Origin of the sequence: Enterobacter sp. FB (assembly GCF_000805795.1) — a bacterium.
In the GTDB taxonomy this organism is placed as follows: domain Bacteria; phylum Pseudomonadota; class Gammaproteobacteria; order Enterobacterales; family Enterobacteriaceae; genus Enterobacter; species Enterobacter roggenkampii.
The window spans coordinates 26,561-52,989 of the sequence record NZ_JSZC01000008.1 but is presented as its reverse complement, the minus strand read 5'-3'; the positions used below and the strand labels follow the sequence as shown (position 1 = coordinate 52,989).

Below are 26,429 nucleotides of genomic sequence, written 5' to 3'. Positions count from 1 at the left end.
TTTTTATCCTCAACGGAGGGCCAGTTTCCCGGCCCGTCACCTTTACACGCGTTCCACGCCAATCAGGATGGCGCTTTCCGGATCGAGAATCGGCAGCGCAATGCCCGCCTGCATCAGCCACTCACCGCTCGCCGTTTGCGGCGTTTCCATCCATGCCGGCAGCTTGCGCATGGTATGGCCTCCCTCACCGGTGATGCGAATCTCAGGGTGATCGAGCAGCGAAATACGATACTGCGCGCAGGCCTCAAGCCCCGGCATGCGCAGCGGCATCATCAACGTGTAGTCCGGCATGGCGAGCTGGCTCACGATAAACAGTCCCTGCGTTTTATCTTCGCTCACAATACCCTGTGCCAGCGTAGTGGCATCCGGCATATCCACGCGCCAGTGGGTGCCCTGATGGATAACCTCGCGCCACTGCTTATACAGCGCGGCGTAACGGCGATAACCTTCGCGCTCCTGCTCATCAACGGTGAGGGGATCCAGTTCCAGCCCCATATGGCCAAACAGGGCCGTCAGACCGCGGAATTCAATGCTGTGCTGGCGGAAGGTGGCGTGACATTTATGATGACCGATATGCGCCCCCATCACCTCCGGCGGGAAGAAGTAGCTCATGCCGCGCTGGATAGCGTTGCGCTCCAGCGCATCGTTGTTGTCCGAGGCCCAGAAGCGGTGGCAGCGCGTCAGCACTTCATAATCAATTCGCCCCCCGCCGGAGGAGCAGGATTCAAATTCGACGTGCGGGAAACGCTTGCCCAGCACGTCCAGCAGGCGATAAAACTGGCGGGTTTGCGCGTCGGCGGCGGCCTTCCCGTCGTGACCCGGCTGTACCAGCTCACGGTTCATGTCCCACTTCACGTAGTCGACCTCATGTTCACCCAGAAGCCAGCTCATGCGCTCCACCAGGTAATCAAACGCCTGCGGAATGTTCAGGTTAAGCACCAGCTGGTGCCGCCCGGTATGTTGCCTGTAGCCGGGCAACGCCAGCACCCAGTCGGGATGCGCACGATAAAGATCGGAATCCGGGTTAATCATCTCCGGCTCAACCCAGATGCCAAACGCCATGCCGAGCTGTTTCACATGGCTGATGACCGGCGTGAGGCCGTTCGGGTACTTCTTCTCGTCCAGATACCAGTCACCCAGCGCGGCGTAGTCGTCGTTGCGACCTTTGAACCAGCCGTCGTCGATGATAAAGCGCTCCACGCCCAGCGCGGCCGCCTCGTCGGCCATGCGCATGATGTAATCCGGGTCGTGGTTAAAGTAGATGCCTTCCCAGGTATTGAGGTGGACCGGGCGCGGTTTGTTTTCGGGGAAGCGGATAACGTTGTCGCGAAGGTAATGGTGAAACTGCTGGCTCATGCCGTTCAGGCCCTGCGCGGAGTAGCTTGCATACAGGCGCGGCGTCCAGAGCGTGCCGCCCTCCTCAATCGCCATTTCGCCCGGCAGGTAGAGGGCTTCAGCCTGCAGATAGCGGCGGCCGTCGGTTTTGGCTTCCGCACGCAGGCGGTGGTTGCCGCTCCAGCCCAGATGCACGCCCCAGACGTCGCCGTGCATTTCGCTGAATGACGGCGTACCGGCAATCAGCGCCGGGAAGTGTTCATGAGAGGTTTTACCCCGGCGGTTTTCAATCACAAAGCTGTCGTGCTCAAGCGTCACGCGGTGCGGCTGAAATTCCCGGATCCAGCGTCCATGGAAGGCCATCACCTCCCGCGCGCGTTCGGCCACGGGTAGCGTTATGGCAAAACGGTCCACCTGCCACGCCTGCGCTTTCAGGTTGGTTAAGCCGTGACGCACCGCCAGCACGCCGCTGGCGTCCAGCGCCAGCTCGCTGGTCAGCCGCAGGCCCGCATGTTCATCTTCTGCCGTAATCGTCAGGGTTTGCCCCTGCTGCTGGACGTCTGTGGTGCTAAAGAGAGGTGAACCGTCCAGGCCCAGACGATGCCCTTCAATACCGGGTGACCCAAACAGGCCGTGCCCCAGCTCGGCCATCAGCGTGACTGGAGAATCAACATCCAGCCTGCCGTTGGCAACTGGCCGGGAAAGGGTTTCAGCATTCTGCGGCGAAAAGTGCTGAAGATGCGGCCCCCAGTAAATAATTTCGGCGAACGGGTGCGTTTTTATCACCACATCCACCGTCGCGCTTTCGAGTCGTAAAATGGAATCTTGCATCAGACATCTCCTGTCATGGGATGCCTTGAGTTTTGATCCGAAACGTTTCGGATACAAACCAAAACGTTTCGGATTTGTGATCGGGTTTAGAAAATGGAGAGATTCAGGCCGTCTGGCCGGGAGAGAATTCGGGCTGCCAGAGCACCTGGAGCTGCTCAATCGCCTCGCCGTTGATCAGCTGGCGAACCATATCGGCAATCTGTTTCCCGACGCCCTGACGGGTGGACTGGATCACTGCCGCCACGTCAGCATCGACGATGCTGTCCTGCGGAAGCCCGTCATAAACCACCAGCGCAACGGCGTTCTCGCCGGTCAGGCGGCCCAGCTCCGCCAGCGCCATCGCCGCGCCGTCGCCATGAGTGTTGCAGTCGGTAATGATGGCCGTGGGCGGCTGCGACAGCGAGAGAAGCTCTTTCGTGGTGGCATACCCCACCCGGCGTGAAGGGGGCATGGCGCGCAGCCATTCGCTGGAAAGCCCGGCTTCCCGCAACGCGTCCAGATAGCCCTGACGGCGCTGGGTGATGAATGCCTGATTGTTGCTTTCGCCCAGCAGGGCAATGCGCTGATGGCCTTTTCCGATCAGCCAGCGGGTCGCATTGTACGTACCGGCATAGTTGTCGAAGTCGAACCACGCGTACGGCTGCGGCAGCTGGCTGCGCCCGAGCGCCAGGAAAGGAAAACCGGCCGCCTGCAGTTGCTCAAGACGGGGATCGCGATCCAGCGTGTGTGCCACGATCAGCGCATCCACGCGGCGGCTTTGCACCATGCGCATATAGCTGTGCTTATCCGCCAGATCGTCGTCTGCGATGAGCAGCAGGTCGATTTCATGTCGCGCCAGTTCGTGGCTAATTTCGCCGACCATGTCCATAAATACGCTGTTATTGAGCGGAACAGGATGGACCGGGAACACCAGCCCAACGGCGTCGATTTTGCCCATCTTCAGACGACGGGCGAAGGTGTTAGGCCGATAGCCGCGTCGCTGGGCCTCCGCTTCCACGCGTGCGCGCGTCTCGTGAGAAACGTCGTCATATCCGTTGAGGGCGCGGCTGACGGTGGTGACTGACAGCCCCAGTTCTTTGGCAATGGCTTTAAGCGACATGAGTTTCCGTATCTCTGTTAGTTTTGTTCCGCCACCAGCAGCGCGTAAGTGTCTGGCTCCAGGGCCTTGAAGATGTGCGGCTGGTCGGCGGGATAACAAATGTAATCCCCTGCGCCGAGCTCTTCCGCCGCGTCGAGCAGGCCGACCAGCGCCCGCCCCTGCGTCACAATAATATGTTCCACCGAGCCCGGCGGATGCGGCTGAGAAAGACGGTCTGCGCCCGGTTGGGTCATCAGAAGATAGACATCGCGGCGCGCGCCGGGAGGGCATGCTGCCAGCAAAATGGCTTCATAATTAGCCTCTCCGGCGACCACTTTCGTCCCTTCACCACGGCGTATCACCTGCGTGGTCGGTAGCTGCGGCTCAAGCAAGCGGGCGAAAGGAATATCCAGCGCCACGCAGAGCGACCACAGCGTTTCCAGGCTAGGGTTACCGTTGCCGGACTCCAGCTGGGAAAGCGTAGATTTTGCGATCCCGGCACGGCGGGCAATTTCCGCCAGTGAAAGCCCGGTTCGCAGGCGTTCTCGCACCAGACTTTTGGCGATCAGGCTGATCGGCTGCGTCATATAACGGCCTCGCGTTCTATAAAACGAACAAATCGTTCGTCTTGAAAATCAGTTTCGTTGCGTTCATTATAATGGATACACGTTCGATATGGCTAAAATTGTATGAAGCATCATCTCTCTTGTCTGAAAGGCGACACCTTAAAAGCAATCATTCTGGTCTGCCTCGCGGTGGGCGTGGTCGGGATGTCCTACGGCTCGCTGGCGATGGCCTACGGTTTCCCGGTCTGGGTGCCGTTTGTGCTCTCCATTACCGTGCTGGCGGGCGCGTCTGAGTTCATGTTTATCGGCATCGTGGCGAGCGGCGGCAATCCGCTGGCGGCCGCGGCGGCAGGTTTGCTGGTCAACGCGCGCCACGTGCCGTTTGGCGTGACGGTGCGAGAGCTGGTGGGCAAGCGCGGTCTGAGCCTGCTGGGCTGCCACATCATGAACGATGAAAGCGTGGTGTTTGGCCTGTCGCAAAAAACCGCCGAGCAGCGTAAAGCCGCCTACTGGCTGTGCGGCTTAGGCGTCGCCATCGTCTGGCCGCTTGGCGCACTGCTGGGGGCTATGGTCGGCAAACTGTTGCCCGACCCGGAGACCATCGGGCTGGATGCGGTATTTCCGGCCATTCTGCTGGCATTAGTGGTTCCCGCATTTAAAAACCGTACCACGCTGATCCGCGCCTGCAGCGGCGCCGTGTTATCGCTGGCCGCCGTACCGTTTGCCCCGGTGGGATTACCGGTACTGCTCTCTTTACTCGGTCTTGCCGCGAGGAAAAAATAATGGAAAACATGACGGTCTTTATTCTCGGCATCGCCATTCTTTCTGCCGGAACCTATTTAATGCGCCTTGGCGGCGCCAAACTCGGCAACCGGCTGGCGTTGTCGGAGCGTTCTCAGGCGCTGCTGTCAGATGCGGCAACGGTATTGCTGTTCTCCGTGGCGCTGGCGACCACCTTTTATGAGGGAGACCACTTCGCGGGCATGGCGCGCGTGCTGGGCGTGGCGTTTGCGGTATTTTTGGCCTGGCGGAAAATGCCGTTAATCGTGGTCATTGTGGCCGCGGCAGTGGTGACGGCATTGCTGCGCGTGGCGGGCATAAACTAAAAAAGCGCCCCGGGGGCGCTCTTTCGACGGTGTGACTCGCTTATTTGTTCAGTTCAGCAGTCATGTGTACGCGGTTACCGGTGAATGCCTGGGTAATTTTGTACGAAGACGCGCCCGCTTCCTGAGCCTGAGCCGCGATTTTCGCTTCTGCACCATCAATGGTAGAGGCGGTTGCGGTTACGGTCTGCGCAGCGAAAGAACCAAAAGAAGTAGCCAGAGCGATTACAGCGACAAAAGTTTTGATGCTTTTCATAATATAAACCCTTTCATTAAGTTGTTTAGGTAAGGCACCGTGCCTTGATGAGATAAATACTAGACCTCATCGCGAACAACTAAAAGCGGAAGGATTTGCTATTATTATTCAAAATTACTGATTAACTATTAATCGCTGTGGATGGGTATAAATGGTTGCCCTTCCCGGCTTGCAAAAGCCCACCAGCGTCAGGTTGCAGCGCTCGGCCACCTCCACCGCCAGCGTCGTTGCCGCCGACACGGCAAACAGGATCTCCACCCCGCACATCGCCGATTTTTGCACCATCTCATAGCTGGCGCGGCTGGAAACGAGCGCGGCGCCCTGCTGCCAAACCTCACTTTCACGCGCACGACGACCGAGCAGCTTATCCAGCGCCACGTGGCGGCCCACGTCTTCATGCCCACCGGCAATCTCTCCCGACGGCAATACCCACGCCGCCGCGTGCGTGCAGCCGCTGAGCTGGCCGATAGGCTGTACATCGTTAAGGTGCTCAAGCGCAGGATCGAGGTGCGCCAGATTAAAGGTCTGAGTAAACGGCAGTGGTGAAACAGGTTTGCCAATATCGTTGAGCTGCTCAACGCCACACACGCCGCAGCCGGTACGCCCGGCCAGCGCGCGTCGACGCTCTTTCAGCCCCATAAAGCGGCGGCTGGAGAGCTCGATTTGCACTTCCAGGCCGTTGCAGGCCTGCACCACGTCCATGCCATAGATATCTTGCGGATGCTCAATGATGCCTTCCGAGAGGGAAAAACCGATGGCGAACAGCTCAAGATCTTTCGGAGACGCCATCATCACCACATGCGATATGCCGTTGTAAACGAGCGCAACGGGCACTTCTTCGGCCAGAAAATCGGGTATGGCATCGGTTATGTGGGGCGGTCGGTGTACCGACAGTTCCACAATGCCGGCAGGCAGGGGTGACGAGTGGGGATCACGGTTTTGTTTAGACACAGCGGTATTCCTGAACAACCACGGAAGCGAGCGTGCTATTGCAGCATAAACCACAGGCTGTACGCATAGTATGGATCAACTTTTCGACAACCATTCTCCTACTCATTTAGCAGGGGTGCAACCTGCCACCGGCTACACCGCTTTAACATGCAGAGCTGTTAACGTGATCAATATCACACTTTATAATCAACATGGTGATAATACGTTCACTTTGTATTAACGCCATTAGAACAGCTGTACCGACAATGTGGTATTCTGATGATATCCCTCGTGGAATTGAGGGATTAACGCAAATTTTTTCCTTTGCGGTCATTCTTCAACCGCGAAGTCAAAACTACATATGTAAGCAATGTCGAAACAAGGAGTGACCCATGCAGGTCAGCAGAAGGCAGTTCTTTAAGATCTGCGCTGGCGGTATGGCAGGCACCACGGCAGCGGCACTGGGCTTTGCACCCGGCGTAGCGCTGGCGGAAACGCGGCAGTATAAACTGCTGCGCACCCGTGAAACCCGTAATACCTGTACGTACTGCTCTGTCGGTTGCGGGCTGTTGATGTATAGCCTCGGCGACGGTGCTAAAAACGCCAAAGCGTCTATTTTCCATATCGAAGGCGACCCGGATCACCCGGTTAACCGCGGCGCATTGTGCCCGAAAGGGGCCGGTCTGGTGGACTTTATCCACTCCGAAAGCCGCCTGAAATTCCCTGAATACCGCGCGCCGGGTTCCGACAAATGGCAGCAAATCAGCTGGGAAGAGGCGTTTGACCGCATCGCTAAACTGATTAAAGAAGACCGCGATGCCAACTTTGTTGAGAAAAACGCCGACGGCGTCACGGTCAACCGCTGGCTCTCCACCGGGATGCTGTGTGCCTCTGCCTCCAGCAACGAAACCGGTTATTTAACCCAGAAATTTACGCGCGCACTCGGTATGCTCGCGGTCGACAACCAGGCGCGTGTCTGACACGGACCAACGGTAGCAAGTCTTGCTCCAACATTTGGTCGCGGTGCGATGACCAACCACTGGGTCGACATCAAGAACGCCAACCTCATTGTGGTGATGGGCGGTAACGCCGCTGAAGCGCACCCTGTCGGGTTCCGCTGGGCGATGGAAGCCAAAATCCACAACGGTGCGAAACTGATTGTGATCGATCCCCGCTTCACGCGTACTGCGTCAGTGGCGGATTTCTACACCCCTATTCGTTCAGGTACTGACATTACTTTCCTGTCAGGCGTACTGCTGTACCTGATGACCAACGAAAAATACAACCGCGAATACACCGAAGCCTATACCAACGCCAGCCTGATCGTGCGTGAGGATTACCACTTCGAAGATGGTCTGTTTAGCGGTTACGACGCCGAAAAACGCAAGTACGACAAAACCAGCTGGAACTACGAGCTGGATGAGAAAGGTTTTGCGAAGCGTGACACCACGTTGCAACACCCGCGCTGCGTGTGGAACCTGCTGAAAGAGCACGTCTCCCGCTACACGCCGGAGGTTGTCGAAAACATCTGCGGTACGCCGAGGGCGGACTTCCTGAAGGTGTGCGAGCTGATCGCCGAAACCAGCGCGAAAGACAAAACCGCGTCGTTCCTGTACGCCCTCGGCTGGACGCAGCACTCCATCGGCGCGCAGAACATCCGCACCATGGCGATGGTGCAGCTGCTGCTCGGCAACATGGGGATGGCAGGCGGCGGCGTGAACGCCCTGCGTGGTCACTCTAACATTCAGGGTCTGACCGACCTCGGCCTGCTGTCTCAGAGCCTGCCGGGCTACATGAACCTGCCAAGCGAGAAACAGACCGACCTGCAAACCTACCTGACGGCCAGCACGCCTAAACCGCTGCTTGAAGGCCAGGTGAACTACTGGGGCAACTATCCGAAGTTCTTCGTCTCAATGATGAAAGCCTTCTTCGGCGACAAAGCGACGGCGGAAAACAGCTGGGGCTTTGACTGGCTGCCGAAGTGGGACAAAGGCTACGACGTTCTGCAGTATTTCGAGATGATGCACCAGGGCAAAGTGAACGGCTATCTGTGCCAGGGCTTTAACCCGGTTGCCTCGTTCCCGAACAAGAACAAGGTTGTTGAGTCGCTGTCGAAGCTGAAGTTCCTGGTGACGATTGACCCGCTCAATACCGAAACCTCGACCTTCTGGCAGAACCACGGTGAATCGAACGACGTCGATCCGTCGAAGATTCAGACCGAAGTGTTCCGTCTGCCATCGACCTGCTTTGCGGAAGAGAACGGCTCTATCGTCAACTCCGGGCGCTGGCTGCAGTGGCACTGGAAAGGCGCGGACGCCCCGGGCATCGCCATGAACGACGGCGAGATCCTGGCCGGTATCTTCTTACGCCTGCGTAAGATGTATGCGGCTGAAGGCGGCGCGAACCCTGAGCCTGTGCTGAACATGACCTGGAACTACTCGACGCCGGAAAACCCAGCGCCGGAAGAAGTGGCGATGGAGAGCAACGGTAAGGCGCTGGCGGACGTTATCGACCCGGCCACCGGCACCGTGCTGGCGAAGAAAGGCGATCAGCTCAGTACCTTCGCGCACCTGCGTGACGACGGCACCACCTCCAGCGGCTGCTGGATCTTTGCCGGTAGCTGGACGCCGAAAGGCAACCAGATGGCCAACCGCGATAACGCCGACCCGTCGGGTCTGGGCAATACGCTGGGCTGGGCATGGGCATGGCCGCTCAACCGCCGTATCCTCTATAACCGCGCGTCCGCTGACCCGCAGGGCAACCCGTGGGATCCGAAGCGTCAGCTGCTGAAGTGGGACGGTGCGAAATGGGGCGGCGTGGATATTCCGGACTACAGCACTGCCGCACCAGGCAGCGACGTCGGACCGTTTATCATGCAGCCTGAAGGGATGGGGCGTCTGTTCGCTATCGATAAGATGGCGGAAGGTCCGTTCCCGGAACACTACGAGCCGTTTGAGACGCCGCTGGGCACCAACCCGCTGCACCCGAACGTGGTTTCTAACCCGGCAGCCCGTATCTTCAAGAGCGATTTCGACGCGCTGGGTAAAAAGGACAAGTTCCCGTACGTGGGCACCACTTACCGTCTGACCGAGCACTTCCACTACTGGACCAAACACGCGCTGCTTAACGCCATCGCGCAGCCGGAACAGTTTGTGGAGATCGGCGAGAAGCTGGCGAACAAGCTCGGCATTGCCCATGGCGATACCGTGAAGGTCTCCTCTAACCGCGGCTACATTAAGGCCAAGGCGGTGGTGACCAAGCGTATTCGCACGCTGAACGTTCACGGTCAGCAGGTGGATACCATCGGTATTCCGATTCACTGGGGTTATGAGGGCGTGGCGAAGAAAGGGTTCATTGCGAACACTCTGACGCCGTTCGTCGGTGATGCGAACACGCAGACGCCGGAGTTTAAGGCCTTCCTCGTGAACGTGGAAAAGGTGTAACGGAGACGACTTATGGCTTATCAATCTCAAGACATTATCCGTCGTTCCGCGACTAACGGTTTCACGCCCGCGCCTCAGGCGCGGGACCACCAGCAGGAAGTGGCGAAGCTTATCGACGTGACCACCTGTATCGGCTGTAAAGCCTGTCAGGTGGCCTGCTCTGAGTGGAACGACCTGCGTGACGAAGTGGGCCACAACGTCGGGGTGTACGACAACCCGGCGGACCTGACCGCCAAGTCCTGGACGGTGATGCGTTTCTCGGAAGTGGAGCAGAACGACAAGCTGGAATGGCTTATCCGCAAAGACGGCTGTATGCACTGCGCGGATCCGGGCTGCCTGAAGGCATGTCCGTCAGAAGGGGCTATCATTCAGTATGCCAACGGCATCGTCGACTTCCAGTCCGAGCAGTGCATTGGCTGCGGCTACTGCATCGCGGGCTGTCCGTTCGACGTACCGCGCCTGAACCCGGAAGACAACCGCGTCTACAAATGCACCCTGTGCGTGGACCGCGTTACCGTCGGCCAGGAGCCTGCCTGCGTGAAGACCTGCCCAACCGGCGCCATCCACTTTGGTTCTAAAGAGGATATGAAAACGCTGGCGGCAGAGCGCGTGGGCGAGCTGAAAACCCGTGGTTACGACAACGCGGGCCTGTACGATCCGGCCGGTGTTGGCGGTACGCACGTAATGTACGTGCTGCACCACGCCGACAAGCCGAACCTGTACCACGGTCTGCCGGAGAACCCGGAAATCAGCGCTACCGTGAAGTTCTGGAAAGGCATCTGGAAACCGCTGGCAGCGGTGGGCTTTGCTGCCACCTTCGCAGCGAGCATCTTCCACTACGTCGGCGTCGGTCCGAACCGCGCGGAAGAGGAAGACGACAACCTGCATGAAGAGAAAGACGAGGTGCGCAAATGAGAAAACGTGACACCATCGTGCGCTACACCGCGCCGGAACGCATCAACCACTGGGTCACCGCCTTCTGCTTCATGCTGGCGGCGATAAGCGGGCTGGGGTTCTTCTTCCCGTCCTTCAACTGGCTGATGCAGATCATGGGGACACCACAGCTGGCGCGCATCCTGCACCCGTTTGTGGGCGTCATCATGTTCGCGTCGTTCATCATCATGTTTTTCCGCTACTGGCACCATAACCTAATCAATCGGGATGATATCTTTTGGGCGAAGAATATTCGTAAGATCGTCGTCAACGAGGAAGTGGGTGACACCGGGCGTTATAACTTCGGCCAGAAATGCGTATTCTGGGCGGCGATTATCTTCCTGGTCCTGTTGCTGGTGAGCGGCGTGATCATCTGGCGTCCGTACTTTGCGCCTGCTTTCTCAATCCCGGTGATCCGATTTGCGTTAATGCTGCATTCATTTGCCGCAGTGGCGTTAATTGTGGTTATCATGGTGCATATCTACGCCGCCCTCTGGGTGAAAGGCACCATTACCGCGATGGTGGAGGGATGGGTCACCAGCACGTGGGCGAAGAAACATCACCCGCGCTGGTACCGTGAAGTCCGCCAGAAACAGGAAAAGTCATCTGAATGAGTATTCGCATAATCCCGCAAGATGAGCTGGGGTCGAGCGAGAAACGCACGGCGGATTATATTCCGCCGTTGTTATTCCCCAGACTCAAGAACCTCTACAACCGCCGCGCAGAGCGTCTGCGCGAGCTGGCAGAGAACAACCCGCTGGGTGATTTTCTGCGCTTTGCCGCGCTGGTCGCCCACGCGCAGGAAGTGGTGCTGTACGACCACCCGCTGCAAATGGACCTGACCACGCGGATCAAAGAAGCCAACGCGCAGGGCAAGCCGCCGCTGGACATTCACGTCCTGCCGCGCGACAAGCACTGGCAAAAGCTGCTGCATTCGCTGATTGCCGAGCTGAAGCCGGAAATGAGCGGAACCGCGCTGGCGGTCATTGAGAATCTGGAAAAAGCGTCCGAACAAGAGCTTGAAGAGATGGCGAGCGCGCTGTTCGCGTCCGACTTCTCGCTGGTCAGCAGCGATAAAGCGCCGTTTATCTGGGCTGCGCTGTCGCTCTACTGGGCACAAATGGCAAGCCTGATCCCGGGCAAAGCTCGCGCCGAATACGGCGAGGCGCGTCAGTTCTGCCCGGTGTGTGGCTCAATGCCGGTCTCCAGCATGGTGCAAATCGGCACCACTCAGGGGCTGCGCTACCTGCACTGCAACCTGTGTGAAACCGAGTGGCACGTGGTGCGCATCAAGTGCAGCAACTGCGAGCAGACCCGCGATCTGAACTACTGGTCGCTGGAAAACGAAGACGCGGCGGTGAAAGCCGAAAGCTGCGGCGACTGCGGCACCTACCTGAAGATTCTCTATCAGGAAAAGGACCCGAAAGTCGAAGCGGTGGCCGACGATCTCGCCTCGCTGATTCTGGACGCGAAGATGGAGCAGGAGGGCTTTGCCCGCAGCTCGATTAACCCGTTCCTGTTCCCGGGCGAAGGGGAGTAATTCCCTGTGACAGTGCCGGGCGGCGCGTGCTTGCCCGGCCTGTAATTCGACAGCAATACCCGCCGCCTTTCATGCCAGATACTCTCCATTCTCGTTGAGAGACGCGTTACCGCCTTTGCGAGCCGCTTTCCAGGTTGTTGCCCTCAACACTATTCTTGTTTTCTTTTGAATCAAACCAGGCTATAAAACTGTTCATCCATACAGTAAAAGGGATTATTCATGGCGCTGGAAAAGGGTATTGCACAGCTGGTTCAGGGATTTATCGCTGCAGGGCGGCCCTCGTCACGTCGCCAGAGCATTGAGGTGCGACGAGCAGGCTATATTGCCAGCACAGGGCTTGCCGGGGAGACCGAAACGCGCGTTCAGGTGGAGACGCTTGTTCTTGAGGGTCTTACCATTCGGGTATTTTCACCTCTCAATGCGCCTGAACTATTGCCTGCTGCCATCTACTACCACGGCGGATGCTTTATCAGCGGCGGCTTTGATACCCATGACAACCAGCTCCGTCAGTTAGCCTGCTACGGCAATTGCCGGGTGGTTGCGATTCAATACAGGCTGGCGCCGGAGCATACCTTCCCCGCCGCACATGACGATGCGGAAAGAGGTGCAGATCTGGTCTGGCAATATGCGGATAAACTGGGCGTGGATAAAAACCGGATCACCTTTTGCGGAGACAGCGCGGGGGGACATCTGGCGCTGGTAACGGCGCTGCGGCTTAAGGCTAAAGGGCTCTGGCAGCCTGTACAGCTTATTCTTATCTACCCCATGCTCGACGCCACGGCCAGTTTTGAAAGCTATACCCTCAACGGCATGGATTACGTAATTACTCGCGATACCCTGCTGAGCGGCTATGAAATATATCTGGCTGGAGCCGACCGTAAGCATCCTGAGGTTAGCCCGCTGTGGCGAGAAGACTTCAGCGGCCTGCCAGCTGTCCATATCGTTACCGCTGAGTACGATCCGTTATGCGATGAAGGAGAGGCGCTGTTTCAACGCCTCACGGAGCAAGGAGTGACGTGTACCGCTCAGCGATGGCTGGGAGTAATACATGGCTTCTTCCAGCTTGGTGGAATTAGCCAATCAGCACGAGATATTATGCGGGATATCGCCGGGCGGATTCAGCACGCCCGGGGAGCGTAAACAGGAGATTACTCCTCCTCGTTCCCGCCCTCTTCATACGCGCCAAAAGGCTTCGCCGGAAGAACAATGTAGGTGCCTTCAAACACCGCGCCCGGCGTTTTATCGCCAAACAGTTCGACCTGCATTTGTACGCGCGCCTTGCGACCGCGTGCCAGACGGTCAAGATCGCCACCCAGTGATCCCAGATCGGCCACGGCGGTCGGCTTGCCGCTTATCGGCGCGCTATAGCGAATGTGGGCATCGGCCAGAATGATGGTCCCGCCCAGATGGCGCTCGCGCAGCATCAGCCAGATAAGCCCCCAGCCGGTGAGCGTGGCCAGCGAGAAAAGACTTCCGGCAAACAGGGTGTGGTGCGGATTCTGGTTGCCGGTTTCCGGCATGGTGGTAATAAATTTTTGTCCGGTGTACTGCTGAATGCGTACGCCCATTTTTTCGCTGAGCGGAATGTGCTGATACCAGGCCTGCTGCAGCTGTCCGCACCAGTCGGCGCGATGCAGAATATCGTCCAGCGTGGCGATGGGTTTGATCATCAAAAAATGACGAATCGGGGTGGTTTGCGGGGTTGTGATTTCACCCTGATTCACAAAACCGAGTTTAGCGAAGAATTCTACGGCATCTTCGCGGGCGCTACAGGTGACGCGCTTAACGCCTTCCTGGCGAGCGACGGATTCCAGGGTCATCGCCATTAGCGTCCCCAGACCTTTGTCCTGCACGGAGGGATGAACCGCCATAAAGCGAATAGAAGCTTCGTTATCGGCGTTGATATACAAACGCCCGACGGCCACAAGGTTGCCCTCTTCGTCCATCACCATCTGATGGTGGGCCATCGCGTCCCAGGCGTCGCGCTCAGAGCCTTTTGGCTGATGTAATGGCTTGCGTAGCATTTCCCAGCGGAACTGGTAATAGGCTTCTAACTCTTCTTCCGTTTGCGGTACTCGAAGGTGATACATAGCTGTACTCTCTCTTGTTACCCGCGGCCATGCCGTAAGTATGCTCATACCTGGAGCCAGAATGTGACGGGGCCATCGTTCACCAGCGATACCTGCATATCTGCAGCGAATCGTCCGGTTTGCGTATTCATTTCCTGCTGGCGACAACGCTCAACAAAGTACTCGTAAAGCGCTTCTGCACGATCCGGCGCGGCGCCTTTCGAGAAACTCGGGCGCATGCCGCGCTCGGTATCCGCTGCCAGCGTAAACTGGGAAACCACCAGCACGCTGCCGCCCGCCTGCTGGACGTTCAGGTTCATCTTGCCTTCCGCATCGCTGAAAATACGGTAGCCCAGCACGCGCTCACACAAGCGGTTGGCTTTTTGTTCGTCATCATCCTTTTCGACACCTAACAACACCAAAAGTCCTGGGCCAATTTCACCCGTCACCTCTCCCTCCACGGTGACGCTGGCACGGGTTACGCGCTGTATCAATGCAATCATGGTTGGTCTGCTTCTTGTTGTTTTTCAGCTTCTGCTGCTTTTTTAAGTTCGCGGTATACACCGAGAGTGACAGTTATTTCAGCACCAAGCAAGACGATACACCAGGTCCAGTAGACCCAGACAAACAAAATGGGGATCACCGCCAGCACGCCGTAAATCAGCTGATAGGACGGAAACATGGTGATGTAAAGGGCAAACCCTTTCTTACCGAGCTCAAAGAGCAACGCCGCCACCAGCGCCCCCACGACCGCATCGCGGTTAGGCACGCGCGTGGTCGGCACCACGCTATAGAGCAGCCAGAACGAGAGCCACGACAGGATCAACGGAAAGATGCGAAGCACATTATCAATCACGCCGTTTAAATCGCTCGCCCAGCGCAGGGAGAGCAGATACGAACTGATCGCGAGGCTCGCCCCGGCCAGCAGCGGCCCCAGCGTGAGGATCATCCAGTACACGGCAAAGGAATAGACCTTTGGCCGCGCTTTTTTACTCCGCCAGATCGTGTTCAGCGCGTTATCGATGGCGTACATCAACAGCAGCGCGGTGATAATAAGACCACATGCCCCCACTGCCGTCATCTTGCTGGAGTTAGCAACAAACTGCTCAATGTAGTTCTGGATGACATCCCCGGTTGCCGGAATGAAATTCGCGAAGACAAAATGACGAAGCTGCAGGCTGACGTCCGCAAACATCGGAAAGGCGGAAAACAGGGCAAAGATGACTGCCACCAGAGGCACTAATGAGAGCAACGACACGTAGGCGAGGTTACCCGCCAGCGTGGTCATATTATCCTCATCAATCCGGTGCCAGAGCAGTTTCAGCCAGGCTCGCAGCGGGCGAGTATGGTGCGTGGCTTTTTGATGAACGGTTTTTAGCATAGCTGCTTCGCAAAGTAGTCTGGTATCGTCTCTTTTCCGGTCACCAGAATTGACGTAATACCCAACTGGTTAGCTCCCTCTATATTATCGGCGTTGTCGTCGAAAAAGACCGCATCGGCCGCGGTGAATCCCTCTGCCTGCAGAACAGCCTGATAAATTCGCGCTTCAGGCTTACGCATCCCCATCTCCTGCGAGAGGTAGATCTTATCCGCCGCCGCCTTAACTTCAGGGTACTCCTCAGGCCAGAACGTGGTGTGCAGACGGTTGGTGTTTGACAGCACAACGACCCGATGCCCCTGCTCGCGCAGTTTGTGCATGATGTCGATCACCTCAGGGCGAACCGCCACAAATACCGCCTGCCAGCCGTGGGAAAACTGTTCATAGCTTAACGAAAGCCCCATCTCCTGGCAGAAACGTTCAGCGAATGCTTCATCGCTGATTTCACCGCGCTCATGCTGGTGGAAGGTCTCGCCCATCGCGAAGTTCTGCTTTAAGGTCGCCAGCGGCACGCGGCTAAAATCACTCCATGCACCCAACACGCGATTAAAATCGATATCGACGATGACGTTTCCTAAATCAAAGATATAAAGCATGTTTATCTCCTGCTCGCCGTGGAGAGGTAACTGTAGCGGGAATAAAGAGATTTGACTATGGATGCGGTCTAAGGTGTGCGATCGATTTTTACGGCGCGTTTTTACGACAGTAAAGCGAAGGGACGTTTGACGCGGCAAAAATCCAGGCCCCCCGATACTCATCGAGCATCAGGCTCAGCTCTCTACCCGGCGTGCGGTAAAAACCCGGTAGCGTTGCGTTGATATCAGCCTCATCCGCATTATCGGCAAAGGTTTTAACAATACGATTGTTATTTAACACGCGCGCGTTCTCATGGTCACTGTAGTGAAAATAGATGGTACGATTAACTTCAGTAACCGTCTGACCAAATAATTTACCGTTAATAACCGTAGACCCCTCCCGATGCTGCATCCGCCAGGAAACCGTACCCACAAATCGGTTTTTACCAATCGTCCATTCCACATCTCCCGTACAGCGTATCGGCGTACTCGATAAATGCGAATAAGCTAACCAGCCACTGGTGGCAGCGGCCGCCAGAAGTGCCGCCAGCAAAATGATACGGTTCCGGAGAGTCATCATTTTTCGTGCGCCCAAAAATAATGGGTGGTACATAACGCCGTCGCGTCCCTTCGCGCATCGTTATTACAGACAAACGCCGCGATTCGCTCCGTTTTACTATAGCCGACGAGAAAAACGTATCGTTTTTCGGCACACAGACCGGGATTATTGTTTAGCAGGCGCACGTAATGATCCTGAATATGTTCGTTAGGTGCATAAAAAAGTTGGCAGGCCTGGGTCGTGCTGCCCGTTGAAAGGGGAATGTAGTGACTAAACGGCATGTTCTGGTGCTTTTTATATAATATTCCCCCGTTGATAAGCGCGATCAACAAAAGCGTTGCGGTCGTTATTATCAGCCAGGCTGGCCTCTGCCTTGCGGCGCCATTGGCAACGAGCACGTCTTTATTGGCTATGACTGGCTCAGCGGTTGGAACAAATAACTCAACCTCGGTAGCCTCGGAAAGCATAAGCCCGCGACGCGAAATCGTTTTTACCGTATCGCGCGGTAAGCCCACCTCAGCGAGGGCATTGCGTAATGTCAAAATAGCCTGGTAAAAGGTATTCGGCGTAGTGACGTCATTGCGCTCCCCCCATCCCACCACCATTAACTGGTTTTGCGAAATTATTTCTCCGGGATGGGTGATGAGATAAAGAAAACAGAGGTTGGCAGGAAGCTGCAATTGTATCGAGCGCCCGGTAATATGATTTACCAGGTTTTTGTTTTCTGGATCATACTCGACCAATTTGTTAATAAGATACAATTTTCCTTTCCTCAGCAATAACAACCCTTAACTATATACACCAGAAAGATATACGTATATTTAACAACAGTATAGGTCAGAAGGATCAGGACGCGATACCATCTCAACTAAGATTAAGAATAACACATTGTTTTTCAATCAGTTAAAAGACAGTTTTCTTAGGTTTCTCTCATCTAAAACGACATAATGAGATTTCATTACACTTCGCCCGGCCCACTCATTATATTGAGCCCCAAGTCGCGAAAAGACTGTCGTTACGGCCGATTTAAGAAACGAATCTTTAGCTATTAGTGCTATTTCGTAAATCGTCCTCCGGGATTTTTTTTGTCGAATAATCTTAAGGGGCTGAAGAATAGTCCTGGAATACGATGGCCAAAGTATGTCCTTTCGCTATGGCTACGGCCTGAAAAAATAGACATCACCAGGAATTTATATTCTTCATCACTATTTATCATAAACAAGAGAGGGGCACGGGATATGTTTCAAGATTGACACATTTGGATGGCAGTGAAATATTGACAGTGAAAATAAGACAGGAGTGGACTGGATGATGACATCGTCGCATAAGGTTGTCCGCTGTATGAGCTGTGAATTGTCCTGTCAGTTATTTCCAGATAACGCAGTACGTTCACAATATTGTGGAAATGCCTCATTCGCAGTTTGGCCTGGTGGTAACCATTTCCTGCAGATTGCAGTAGAAAATAAAATATTGCAAGGAAACAAGAATCACTTATTACGCGGCTTTATATTTGTAGACTTTTCGTTTTGCAACCTGCGCGTACTTGCCGATCCGCAATGGATTGAACGTCTGGTGAGAACTAACATGAACATCGTGATTATCACAGACCGCAAGCTGGAAGCATTGGCCAATTATTTTTTCATGCAGCGCAGTGAAATAAAGGGAATTATTTATTCGAATGATAACGACATTATATTAAAGGAAAAAATCAGCCATCTTTTCTCCGGGAGACGGTTAAATAGCAGACGCGGCAGCATGTTGAACGCTGTTGAATTTACGTTACTGAACAGATTTTTGTCAGGTGCGTGCCTCCAGGAGATTATAAAATCAGACGGCATAGATGTTAAAAAAATTTATGTTCATAAAATACGACTTGAGAGGAAGTTAGGCACCAGTATTCATAAAATTCTCGTTTCTATTTTGTAATTTCAACCTGTTTACCTACCCACATTTAATGGTGTGGAGGATGTTCTACGCCTGAAAGAAAGGGGGCAGTCATGCCATATTTAATGAAACACTCACCAGTCGCCGCTGCGATTTCGCTGGCGTTAACGTCAGCGCTATTTACCGCACATGCAGCGGTAATAGATTTTGCTAATTTACCTGCCTCCGGAGCGGTAACGGATTTGCCTGCAGAAATACAGGCGCTGATACCTGCAACGGCAAACGCGAACTTTAGCAAAAATACCGGCGATCCTAACTATGTCTACCAGTACAGCCCGGGGAATATCCCGATTTACGGAGATGGGATCACCCTCGAAGGGCCTGGGGCGGAAGCCTTTGAGCATTCCGTTACCGTTATTCAGAACTCCACGTCCGGCAGCCCGGGCGTGGTTTTTGGTGACGATCTGACTATTCGCACCCAGTCAAAAGTGGCTGCCAATAATGGTAAAGACGTCGACGGTATTCGTACCCACGGGATGAACACGCCGGCCAACCCGGTATTTATCATTACCGGCGACCGCACCCACATCTACGTTAATGGCCAAAGCGGTGACGGCATCAATGCCGGGTACAGCTCCTTCAGTCAGGGTTCTCTCGGCTCCGCCAATATTTATGTGGGTGACGATCTCTATATCGAAACCACGGGCAGCACCGGGCGCGGGATTAGCGCTTATGCACTGAATGATGCGTCGAAGGCAAAAAATAACGTTATCGTCGGCGATCGTGCGCATATTGTGACGCGCGGGACTTACGCTGAGGGCATTCGTACCAACCAGAGCGGCTCTTACGTCCGGCTGGGCGATGAGGCGACCATCGAAACGTACGGCACATCGGCCTATGGCCTGTACACGGGCTCTGCGTCAAAAATTGAGCTAGGCAAAAGCGCGACGATTACCACCGACGCGGCCAGTGCCTCCGGGGTTTATTCCACCGGCTCGTCAACCATCACCCTTGATGAAGGCGCCACCATCACGACCAACGGTGCCAGTGCGCATGGCGTCTACGCTTACACCGGTGCGGTGAATCTGGGAGAGAACGTCACCATTGCGGTAAACAGCAGCGAGAAAACCAGCAGCTCCGCGCAGGCGCCGCACGGGATGTATGCCTGGTCGCGCGGCGTGATAGCGCTCGCGGGTGGTGCAACCATTACCACCGCAGGCCAGCGCGACAGCGGTAGCTATGCCCTGAACGCCAGTAACGGCGGGGTGATTGATGCGTCCGCAGGAGGCAAGTTCATCCTCAACGGCGATATCCTTTCCGCAGGCGGCGTCGCGGCCACCAGCGCGCTTCCGGCACAAAACAGTACCATTACGCTGACTATGGATGACAACTCCCTGTGGAACGGAGCGTCCTTCATTGAGAGCAACGCCGCGGGTACCGGTACTATCGCACTGACGATGAATGATGCCGTCTGGAATCTGCGCGACAGCTCCACGCTGACCAGCCTGACGCTGAATGCGGGCGGCACGATTAATTTCCAGCATGCAGAGGACGCGGCGTGGCAAACGCTGACCATCAAGGATGATTTTATCGGCAACGGCGGCAAGCTGGTTTTCAATACCGTGCTGTTTGACGACACTTCGGAAACGGACAAACTGATCGTTGAAGGCAACACCTCCGGTCATACCGGGGTGGAAGTGAACAACATTGGCGGTGCCGGCGCGCAAACCGTAGAAGGGATTGAAATTGTCAGCGTTGGCGGCAACTCTGAGGGGACGTTTGAGAAGGCCAGCCGTATCGTGGCGGGGGGCTATGACTATAACGTGGTGCAAAAAGGTAAAAACTGGTTTTTGACCAGCCTGGTCGAGCCCGTTGATCCTGTAGACCCACCGGTCGACCCCGTAGATCCACCTGTTGACCCAGTGGACCCGGTGGACCCGGTAGATCCGCCCGTTGACCCGGTGATCCCGCCGCAAGAGCCGGTCCCCCCAGCCGCACCACCGAAAAGCGAGCACCAGTATCGCCCGGAATTTGGCAGCTATCTGGCAAACAGCTATGCGGCCAATACGCTGTTTATGACCCGTCTGCACGATCGTCTGGGTGAAACGCAGTACACCGACATCCTTACGGGCGAGCAGAAAGTGACGAGCCTGTGGATGCGTAACGTCGGCGGTCATACGCGTTTTAACGACGGCAGCGGCCAGCTAAAAACGACCGCCAATCGCTACGTGCTGCAGCTGGGTGGCGATGTCGCCCAGTGGAGCACCGATGGCCTGGACCGTTGGCATCTTGGCCTGATGGCAGGCTACGGCAACAGCCAGAGCCGGAGCGCTTCCAGCCTGACCGGCTACCGCTCACGCGGTGAAGTGAATGGCTATAGCGTCGGTCTGTATGGTACCTGGTACGCAAACGAGGCGGATAAAAGTGGCACCTACGTTGATAGCTGGGTGCTGTATAACTGGTTCGACAATAAGGTAATGGGACAGGATCAGGCCACTGAGAGTTATCGTTCCAGCGGCGTGACCGCCTCTGTTGAAGCGGGCTATAGCGTTAAGGTGGGCGAAAGCGACCGCAACAGCTACTGGATCCAGCCGAAAGCGCAGGCCGTTTGGATGGACGTGCAGGCTGACGATCATCGCGAGCGCAACGGCACGCGGGTGAAAGACGAGACTCAGGGCAACCTGATGACACGTCTCGGCGTGAAGGCCTACATCAGCGGACATAACGCGATTGACGACGGTAAATCACGGACCTTCCAGCCGTTTATCGAAGCGAACTGGATCCACAACACCCAGACCACGCGTATCCGCATGGATGACGTCAGCAATGAGATGCGTGGTACGCGCAATATCGGTGAACTCAAGACCGGCGTAGAGGGGCAGATTACGCCGCAGCTTAGCGTATGGGGCAACGTGGCTCAGCAGATAGGCGATAAAGGCTACAGCGATACGCAGGGGATGTTAGGGGTGAAATACAGCTTTAAATAACAATATTTAAGCCGCTGTTTGCTCAGCGGCTTTTTTTGCTTCAGGCAATATCATCGCTGGTACTGGCCAGGATGATTTCAACCTTACTGGATTTCAGGTGAGTTTGCAGAGCCGAGCCAGGCATCTCATCGGTGAAGAGTGCCGTGGCCTGCGCCACGTTGCCAATCTCTACCGCAGCGGATGCGGTAAATTTCGTATGATCGGCTGCGAGCAGAATGTGGCGAGCGTGGGCGATCATGGTTTTCACCACGCTGGCTTCATTGACGTCAAACTCCATCATCGCGCCGTCGTGCTCAATTGCCCCCACGCTGGTCACGAGATAATCCGCCCGAAAACCAGACACAAACGCCGTTGCCGCAGGCCCGATAATCCCGCCATTGTGCGGGCGCAGCGTGCCGCCAGGCACCATCACTTCAAAGCGCGGATTCTTATACAGAATATGCGCCACCCGCAGGCTGTTGGTGATAATGCGCAGGTGGTTATGGTTGAGCAGCGCCCGGGCAACGTGCTCTACGGTCGTGCCGATGGTGATGAAAATAGTCGAGCCATCGGGAATATAGTCCGCAATGGCTTCGGCAATCGCCCGCTTCTCTTCGGTAAGCGAGACTTCACGCTGCTCGAACGCCGTGTTCACCACGCTGGATGCCCTGCCCGCCCCGCCATGATGACGCGTGATCAGCCCCTGCTCGCTGAGCTTACGGATATCCCGGCGCACGGTTTGCGTGGAGACATCCAGCAGCTGCGCCAGTTCATCAATGTTCATATAGCCGCGATCGGCAATCAGCGTCAGCAGCTGATCGTGACGCGGGTTGCCGGTCAGTTCGGTAAGGCTCATGGGCTGTCCTCTGAAAACCATCACGCCCCGCATTTTATACAAAAAGTGACAAAAAAGAGCGGGTTTGATCACAGTCGGGTATACCCGCGCGTCCACCGGGCTTTGTGCATTTCAGCGCTGCGACGGCGCTGGCAAAACGCACGGCGTCTGCGGCGGGCCATTGCTGCCCCAGGCTGACCGCCAGCGCACCGTGGAACACGTCGCCCGCCCCCGTGGTATCCACCACGTTCACCTCAAAGCCGGGCTGATGACACAATGCGCCGTTTTCCAGCCAGAAGCACCCGTCTCGCCCCTGCGTAACATACACATGTCCATTTGTGAGCGTTTGTGCTTTTCTCAGGGCATTTTCTTTTTCGTCCCGCTGCGTAAGGCGCCGCAGCCCTGGCGCGGAGAAGGCCGCGTGATCGCTTAAGGCGATCAGCTCCGCGATGTCCTGCGGGGTGACATCCGCATCCAGCAACGTCGGAACGCCCTGCTGACGGGCCAGGGTAAACGCCTGTTTTGCCCCGTCATGCCAGCGCACATCGGCTAAGACAATATCCCACTGAGAGAAGTCGATTTCATGCAGCCAGTCTGCCGCCGCAGGGAGATCGGGGCTGGGGTAGTTGGCAATCACTCTTTCCCCACCTGCGTCCACCAGCACCGCCGATTGTGACGATCGGGCACCCTTAAACACGCGCGTGTAGCGGGTCTTCACCCCCAGGGATTCCAGCTCCGCGAGCAGCCGTCTGCCGGTATCGTCATCACCCACCCGGCCAATAAAATCCACTTCCGCGCCCAGTTTCGCCGCCGCCACTGCCGCCGTTGCCGCCGGGCCGCCGCCCACCTCCGTATAGTCCTTTGCGACATATTTCCCACCTTCCTTTGGTAAATCATCGAGATACCAGATGCGATCCAGCACGGTAATGCCGACACAAACGATGCGAGTCATGGTGATTCCTTCTGCGATTTCTGATGCCTTCATTTTAATTTCATCAAATGTTTAAAAAGTGACCCGTGTCAATTTTTTGACTATAAATTACAAATACGATCAAAAACAGACAACATAAACGCGCAAAAATTGACACGATGTGACAGGAGAAAGGCATGTCAGCAATCGCATTTATCGGCTTAGGGCAGATGGGCGCGCCAATGGCGAAGAATCTGTTGAAACAAGGTCACCAGCTTAACGTCTTTGACGTAAACCCGCAGGCGGTTCAGGCGCTGGCAGAGAGCGGCGCTCGGGCGGCGGCAACGCCCGCGCAGGCAGCAACGGACGCGGAATTCGTGATCACCATGCTGCCAAACGGCGACCTGGTACGCAGCGTCCTGTTCGGCGAGCACGGCGTGTGCGAAGGGTTATCCCGCGACGCGCTGGTCATTGATATGTCCACCATTCACCCGCTGCAAACCGACGCGCTGATCCGCGACATGGCTGAGCGTGGCTTCAGCCTGATGGACGTGCCTGTCGGGCGCACCTCTGACCATGCCATCGCCGGCACGCTGCTCCTGCTGGCAGGCGGCACGGCGCAGCAGGTTGAGCGCGCCACCCCGGTCTTAATGGCGATGGGCAATGAGCTGATTAACGCCGGCGGGCCAGGCATGGGCATCCGCGTGAAGCTTATCAATAACTACATGAGTATTGCCCTGAACGCCCTTTCCGCCGAGGCCGCCGTGCTATGCGAAGCGCTTGGCCTCTCCTTTGACGTGGCGCTCAAGGTCATGAGCGGTACGCCTGCGGGTAAAGGCCACTTCACGACATCCTGGCCGAACAAGGTGCTGAAAGGGGATCTTTCTCCCGCCTTCATGATCGACCTTGCGCATAAGGATCTGGGGATCGCCCTCGACGTGGCCAACCAGCTCCACGTTCCGATGCCGCTGGGCGCGGCCTCCCGCGAAGTTTACAACCAGGCTCGCGCCGCCGGGCGCGGGCGCGAGGACTGGACGGCCATTCTTGAACAGGTTCGCGCATCTGCCGGGCTGAAAAAATCACACTGATACGAAAGGACTGAGGAATGACGATGTACACCCTGAAAGATATCACCCGACCTTCCGGCGGTTTTGCAATGCTGGCCGTGGATCAGCGCGAAGCGATGCGCCTGATGTTTGCTGCCGCAGGCGCGCCGGTGCCGGTAACCGACCAGAACCTGACCGATTTTAAGGTCAACGCGGCAAAAATTCTGTCGCCGTACGCCTCTGCCATTCTCGTCGACCAGCAGTTCTGCTATCGCCAGATTGTCGAGCAGCAGGCCGTGGCCAAAAGCTGCGCGATGATTGTGGCCGCCGACGAGTTTATTCCGGGGAACGGTATTCCGGTCGACAGCGTGGCGATCGACAAGAACGTCGACGCGCAAGCGGTCAAACGCGATGGCGGCAAAGCACTGAAGCTGCTGGTGCTGTGGCGCAGCGATGAAGATCCGCTGCAGCGCCTGGAGATGGTGAAAGCGTTCAATACGCTCTGCCACGACAACGGGCTGCTGAGCATTATCGAGCCGGTGGTGCGTCCGCCGCGTCGCGGAGCCGAATTTAACCGCGAACAGGCGATTATCGACGCGGCCAAAGAGCTGGGCGACAGCGGTGCCGACCTTTACAAGGTGGAGATGCCGCTGTTCGGCAAGGGCACGCAGCAGGCGCTGCTGGCGGCCTCGCAAAAGCTGAACGAGAACATCGCCATGCCGTGGGTGATCCTCTCCTCCGGCGTGGACGATAAGCTCTTCCCGCGCGCCGTAAGCGTCGCCATGCAGGCGGGGGCATCGGGCTTTTTAGCCGGTCGCGCCGTCTGGTCCTCTGTGATTGGCCTGCCGGACACCGAGCTGATGCTGCGTGATATTTCCGTCCCCAAACTTCAGCGTCTGGGTGAGATCGTCGACGAAATGATGGCTCGCCGTTAAGAAAGGATCCGAACATGAAATGGTTTAACACCCTGAGCCATAACCGCTGGCTCGAACAAGAGACCGACCGCATTCTCGATTTCGGTAAAAACGCCGCCGTGCCGACCGGCTTTGGCTGGCTGGGCAATAACGGCCAGGTGCGCAGCGATATGGGCACCCATCTGTGGATCACCGCCCGCATGCTGCACGTGTACGCGGTGGCGGCAAACATGGGCCGTCCCGGCGCGTATGCCCTGGTTGAGCACGGCATTAACGCCCTCAACGGTACGCTGCGCGACAAGCAGCACGGCGGCTGGTACGCCTGCGTAAACGATGAAGGCGTGATTGATGCGTCCAAGCAGGGCTATCAGCATTTCTTCGTTCTGCTGGGCGCGGCGAGCGCCGTGACCACGGGTCACCCGCAGGCACGTAAGCTGCTGGACGATGCCATCGAGGTGATTGAGCGTTACTTCTGGAGCGAACAGGAGCAGATGTGCCTGGAGTCCTGGGATGAAGCCTTCAGCAAAACGGAAGACTATCGCGGCGGTAACGCCAACATGCACGCCGTGGAAGCCTTCCTGATCGTTTATGACGTGACCCACGACCGTAAATGGCTCGACCGCGCCCTGCGCATCGCGTCGGTAATTATTCATGACGTGGCGCGCAAAGGTGAGTACCGCGTTAACGAGCATTTCGACACCGACTGGAACCCGATCCGCGATTACAACATCGATAACCCTGCTCACCGCTTCCGCGCCTACGGCGGCACGCCGGGGCACTGGATCGAGTGGGGCCGCCTGATGCTGCACCTGCGCGCCGCGCTGGAAGCGCGCTTTGAGACCCCGCCGGAGTGGCTGCTGGAAGATGCAAAAGGCCTGTTCCACGCCACCATCCGCGACGCCTGGGCACCCGACGGGGCCGATGGATTTGTCTACTCCGTGGGCTGGGACGGCAAGCCTATTGTGCGTGAACGCGTGCGCTGGCCAATCGTCGAGGCGATGGGCACGGCCTATGCCCTCTATACCGTGACCGGCGAAGCGCAGTACGAAGCCTGGTATCAGAAGTGGTGGGATTACTGCATCAAGTACCTGATGGACTACGAAAACGGTTCGTGGTGGCAGGAGCTGGACACCAACAACGAAGTGACCACCAAAGTCTGGGACGGCAAGCAGGATATTTACCACCTGCTGCACTGCCTGGTGATCCCCCGCCTGCCGCTGGCCCCGGGCTTAGCCCCTGCCGTCGCCGCCGGATTACTGGATAGCCAGGCCAAATAAT

The 26,429-nt window shown here is 56.6% G+C and carries 25 protein-coding genes; 12 read left to right on the top strand and 13 right to left on the bottom strand.

Annotated features, from left to right (window positions below; translation table 11 throughout):
- Positions 1 to 42: 42 nt before the first annotated feature.
- The 3 genes from PI91_RS05715 to PI91_RS05705 form a co-directional block, all read right to left on the bottom strand.
- Positions 43 to 2,166: an alpha-galactosidase gene (locus PI91_RS05715; protein ID WP_039265635.1), complete on the bottom strand. Its 2,124-nt coding sequence runs from the start codon at positions 2,164 to 2,166 to the stop codon at positions 43 to 45.
- A 103-nt stretch (positions 2,167 to 2,269) separates the two neighbouring features.
- The gene (locus PI91_RS05710; RefSeq protein ID WP_032675660.1) at positions 2,270 to 3,265 is read right to left on the bottom strand and encodes a LacI family DNA-binding transcriptional regulator; all 996 of its coding nucleotides are present in this window, start codon (positions 3,263 to 3,265) and stop codon (positions 2,270 to 2,272) included.
- A gap of 17 nt (positions 3,266 to 3,282) precedes the next feature.
- A complete protein-coding gene (locus PI91_RS05705; protein ID WP_021242797.1) occupies positions 3,283 to 3,831 on the bottom strand; it encodes a helix-turn-helix domain-containing protein in 549 nt (182 codons plus the stop codon).
- Positions 3,832 to 3,933: 102 nt separating this feature from the next.
- On the opposite strand from PI91_RS05705, the gene PI91_RS05700 reads away from it, so the two are divergent.
- Positions 3,934 to 4,593, top strand: a complete 660-nt coding sequence (locus PI91_RS05700; protein WP_039265633.1) for an AzlC family ABC transporter permease — start codon at positions 3,934 to 3,936, stop codon at positions 4,591 to 4,593.
- On the top strand, positions 4,593 to 4,916 hold the full coding sequence (locus PI91_RS05695) for an AzlD domain-containing protein (protein ID WP_021242796.1): 324 nt from the start codon (positions 4,593 to 4,595) through the stop codon (positions 4,914 to 4,916). Before PI91_RS05700 ends, PI91_RS05695 begins: the two co-directional genes overlap by 1 nt.
- 40 nt (positions 4,917 to 4,956) lie before the next feature.
- Here the strand turns inward: PI91_RS05695 and PI91_RS05690 are convergent, their stop codons facing one another.
- Together PI91_RS05690 and fdhD are read right to left on the bottom strand one after the other, a co-directional pair.
- Positions 4,957 to 5,169, bottom strand: a complete 213-nt coding sequence (locus PI91_RS05690; RefSeq protein ID WP_008501827.1) for a DUF1471 domain-containing protein — start codon at positions 5,167 to 5,169, stop codon at positions 4,957 to 4,959.
- A 114-nt stretch (positions 5,170 to 5,283) separates the two neighbouring features.
- Positions 5,284 to 6,120 carry a formate dehydrogenase accessory sulfurtransferase FdhD gene (gene fdhD / locus PI91_RS05685; protein WP_023326326.1) on the bottom strand — a complete coding sequence of 279 codons (837 nt, stop codon included), beginning with the start codon at positions 6,118 to 6,120 and terminating at the stop codon, positions 5,284 to 5,286.
- Positions 6,121 to 6,491: 371 nt separating this feature from the next.
- Here fdhD and fdnG point away from each other — a divergent pair, with 371 nt between their 5' ends.
- The 5 genes from fdnG (at position 6,492) to PI91_RS05655 (ending at position 13,155) form a co-directional block, all read left to right on the top strand.
- Entirely contained in the window at positions 6,492 to 9,542 is a 3,051-nt protein-coding gene (gene fdnG, locus PI91_RS05675; RefSeq protein ID WP_113771491.1) for a formate dehydrogenase-N subunit alpha, read from the top strand.
- Between the two features lie 12 nt (positions 9,543 to 9,554).
- Positions 9,555 to 10,457: a formate dehydrogenase subunit beta gene (fdxH, locus tag PI91_RS05670; protein ID WP_008501831.1), complete on the top strand. Its 903-nt coding sequence runs from the start codon at positions 9,555 to 9,557 to the stop codon at positions 10,455 to 10,457.
- Positions 10,454 to 11,089: a formate dehydrogenase cytochrome b556 subunit gene (gene fdoI, locus PI91_RS05665; RefSeq protein WP_008501832.1), complete on the top strand. Its 636-nt coding sequence runs from the start codon at positions 10,454 to 10,456 to the stop codon at positions 11,087 to 11,089. The genes fdxH and fdoI overlap by 4 nt, the downstream gene beginning before the upstream one ends.
- A complete protein-coding gene (gene fdhE / locus PI91_RS05660) occupies positions 11,086 to 12,015 on the top strand; it encodes a formate dehydrogenase accessory protein FdhE (RefSeq protein WP_039265630.1) in 930 nt (309 codons plus the stop codon). The genes fdoI and fdhE overlap by 4 nt, the downstream gene beginning before the upstream one ends.
- A gap of 219 nt (positions 12,016 to 12,234) precedes the next feature.
- Positions 12,235 to 13,155, top strand: a complete 921-nt coding sequence (locus tag PI91_RS05655) for an alpha/beta hydrolase (protein ID WP_039265629.1) — start codon at positions 12,235 to 12,237, stop codon at positions 13,153 to 13,155.
- A gap of 8 nt (positions 13,156 to 13,163) precedes the next feature.
- Here the strand turns inward: PI91_RS05655 and fabY are convergent, their stop codons facing one another.
- From fabY to PI91_RS05625, 6 genes are all read right to left on the bottom strand, one after another.
- Positions 13,164 to 14,105 carry a fatty acid biosynthesis protein FabY gene (gene fabY, locus PI91_RS05650; RefSeq protein WP_023326334.1) on the bottom strand — a complete coding sequence of 314 codons (942 nt, stop codon included), beginning with the start codon at positions 14,103 to 14,105 and terminating at the stop codon, positions 13,164 to 13,166.
- A 44-nt stretch (positions 14,106 to 14,149) separates the two neighbouring features.
- On the bottom strand, positions 14,150 to 14,587 hold the full coding sequence (gene dtd, locus PI91_RS05645; RefSeq protein WP_008501836.1) for a D-aminoacyl-tRNA deacylase: 438 nt from the start codon (positions 14,585 to 14,587) through the stop codon (positions 14,150 to 14,152).
- Entirely contained in the window at positions 14,584 to 15,465 is an 882-nt protein-coding gene (locus PI91_RS05640) for a virulence factor BrkB family protein (protein WP_039265628.1), read from the bottom strand. Before PI91_RS05640 ends, dtd begins: the two co-directional genes overlap by 4 nt.
- Positions 15,459 to 16,058, bottom strand: a complete 600-nt coding sequence (gene yihX, locus PI91_RS05635; RefSeq protein ID WP_008501839.1) for a glucose-1-phosphatase — start codon at positions 16,056 to 16,058, stop codon at positions 15,459 to 15,461. The genes PI91_RS05640 and yihX overlap by 7 nt, the downstream gene beginning before the upstream one ends.
- Before the next feature lie 88 nt (positions 16,059 to 16,146).
- Entirely contained in the window at positions 16,147 to 16,650 is a 504-nt protein-coding gene (locus PI91_RS05630) for a hypothetical protein (protein ID WP_232764390.1), read from the bottom strand.
- Positions 16,614 to 17,357: a winged helix-turn-helix domain-containing protein gene (locus tag PI91_RS05625; protein ID WP_039265626.1), complete on the bottom strand. Its 744-nt coding sequence runs from the start codon at positions 17,355 to 17,357 to the stop codon at positions 16,614 to 16,616. Before PI91_RS05625 ends, PI91_RS05630 begins: the two co-directional genes overlap by 37 nt.
- Positions 17,358 to 17,904: 547 nt before the next feature.
- Here PI91_RS05625 and PI91_RS05620 point away from each other — a divergent pair.
- A complete protein-coding gene (locus PI91_RS05620) occupies positions 17,905 to 18,522 on the top strand; it encodes a hypothetical protein (protein WP_023326338.1) in 618 nt (205 codons plus the stop codon).
- Between the two features lie 71 nt (positions 18,523 to 18,593).
- On the top strand, positions 18,594 to 21,467 hold the full coding sequence (locus PI91_RS05615; RefSeq protein ID WP_039265625.1) for an autotransporter outer membrane beta-barrel domain-containing protein: 2,874 nt from the start codon (positions 18,594 to 18,596) through the stop codon (positions 21,465 to 21,467).
- Positions 21,468 to 21,507: 40 nt separating this feature from the next.
- Here PI91_RS05615 and PI91_RS05610 read toward each other — a convergent pair whose 3' ends face one another.
- On the bottom strand, positions 21,508 to 22,302 hold the full coding sequence (locus tag PI91_RS05610) for a DeoR/GlpR family DNA-binding transcription regulator (protein WP_021242785.1): 795 nt from the start codon (positions 22,300 to 22,302) through the stop codon (positions 21,508 to 21,510).
- Positions 22,303 to 22,336: 34 nt separating this feature from the next.
- Positions 22,337 to 23,233 carry a sugar kinase gene (locus PI91_RS05605; RefSeq protein WP_039265624.1) on the bottom strand — a complete coding sequence of 299 codons (897 nt, stop codon included), beginning with the start codon at positions 23,231 to 23,233 and terminating at the stop codon, positions 22,337 to 22,339.
- A gap of 155 nt (positions 23,234 to 23,388) precedes the next feature.
- Here PI91_RS05605 and yihU point away from each other — a divergent pair, with 155 nt between their 5' ends.
- Genes yihU through yihS form a run of 3 tightly spaced genes read left to right on the top strand, consistent with a single transcriptional unit; the run spans position 23,389 to position 26,428 of the window.
- Positions 23,389 to 24,279, top strand: coding sequence for a sulfolactaldehyde 3-reductase (gene yihU, locus PI91_RS05600; RefSeq protein WP_039265623.1), 891 nt, complete (start codon positions 23,389 to 23,391; stop codon positions 24,277 to 24,279).
- A 17-nt stretch (positions 24,280 to 24,296) separates the two neighbouring features.
- A complete protein-coding gene (yihT, locus tag PI91_RS05595; RefSeq protein ID WP_039265622.1) occupies positions 24,297 to 25,172 on the top strand; it encodes a sulfofructosephosphate aldolase in 876 nt (291 codons plus the stop codon).
- 14 nt (positions 25,173 to 25,186) lie between these two features.
- A complete protein-coding gene (gene yihS / locus PI91_RS05590; protein WP_039265620.1) occupies positions 25,187 to 26,428 on the top strand; it encodes a sulfoquinovose isomerase in 1,242 nt (413 codons plus the stop codon).
- Position 26,429: the final 1 nt, after the last annotated feature.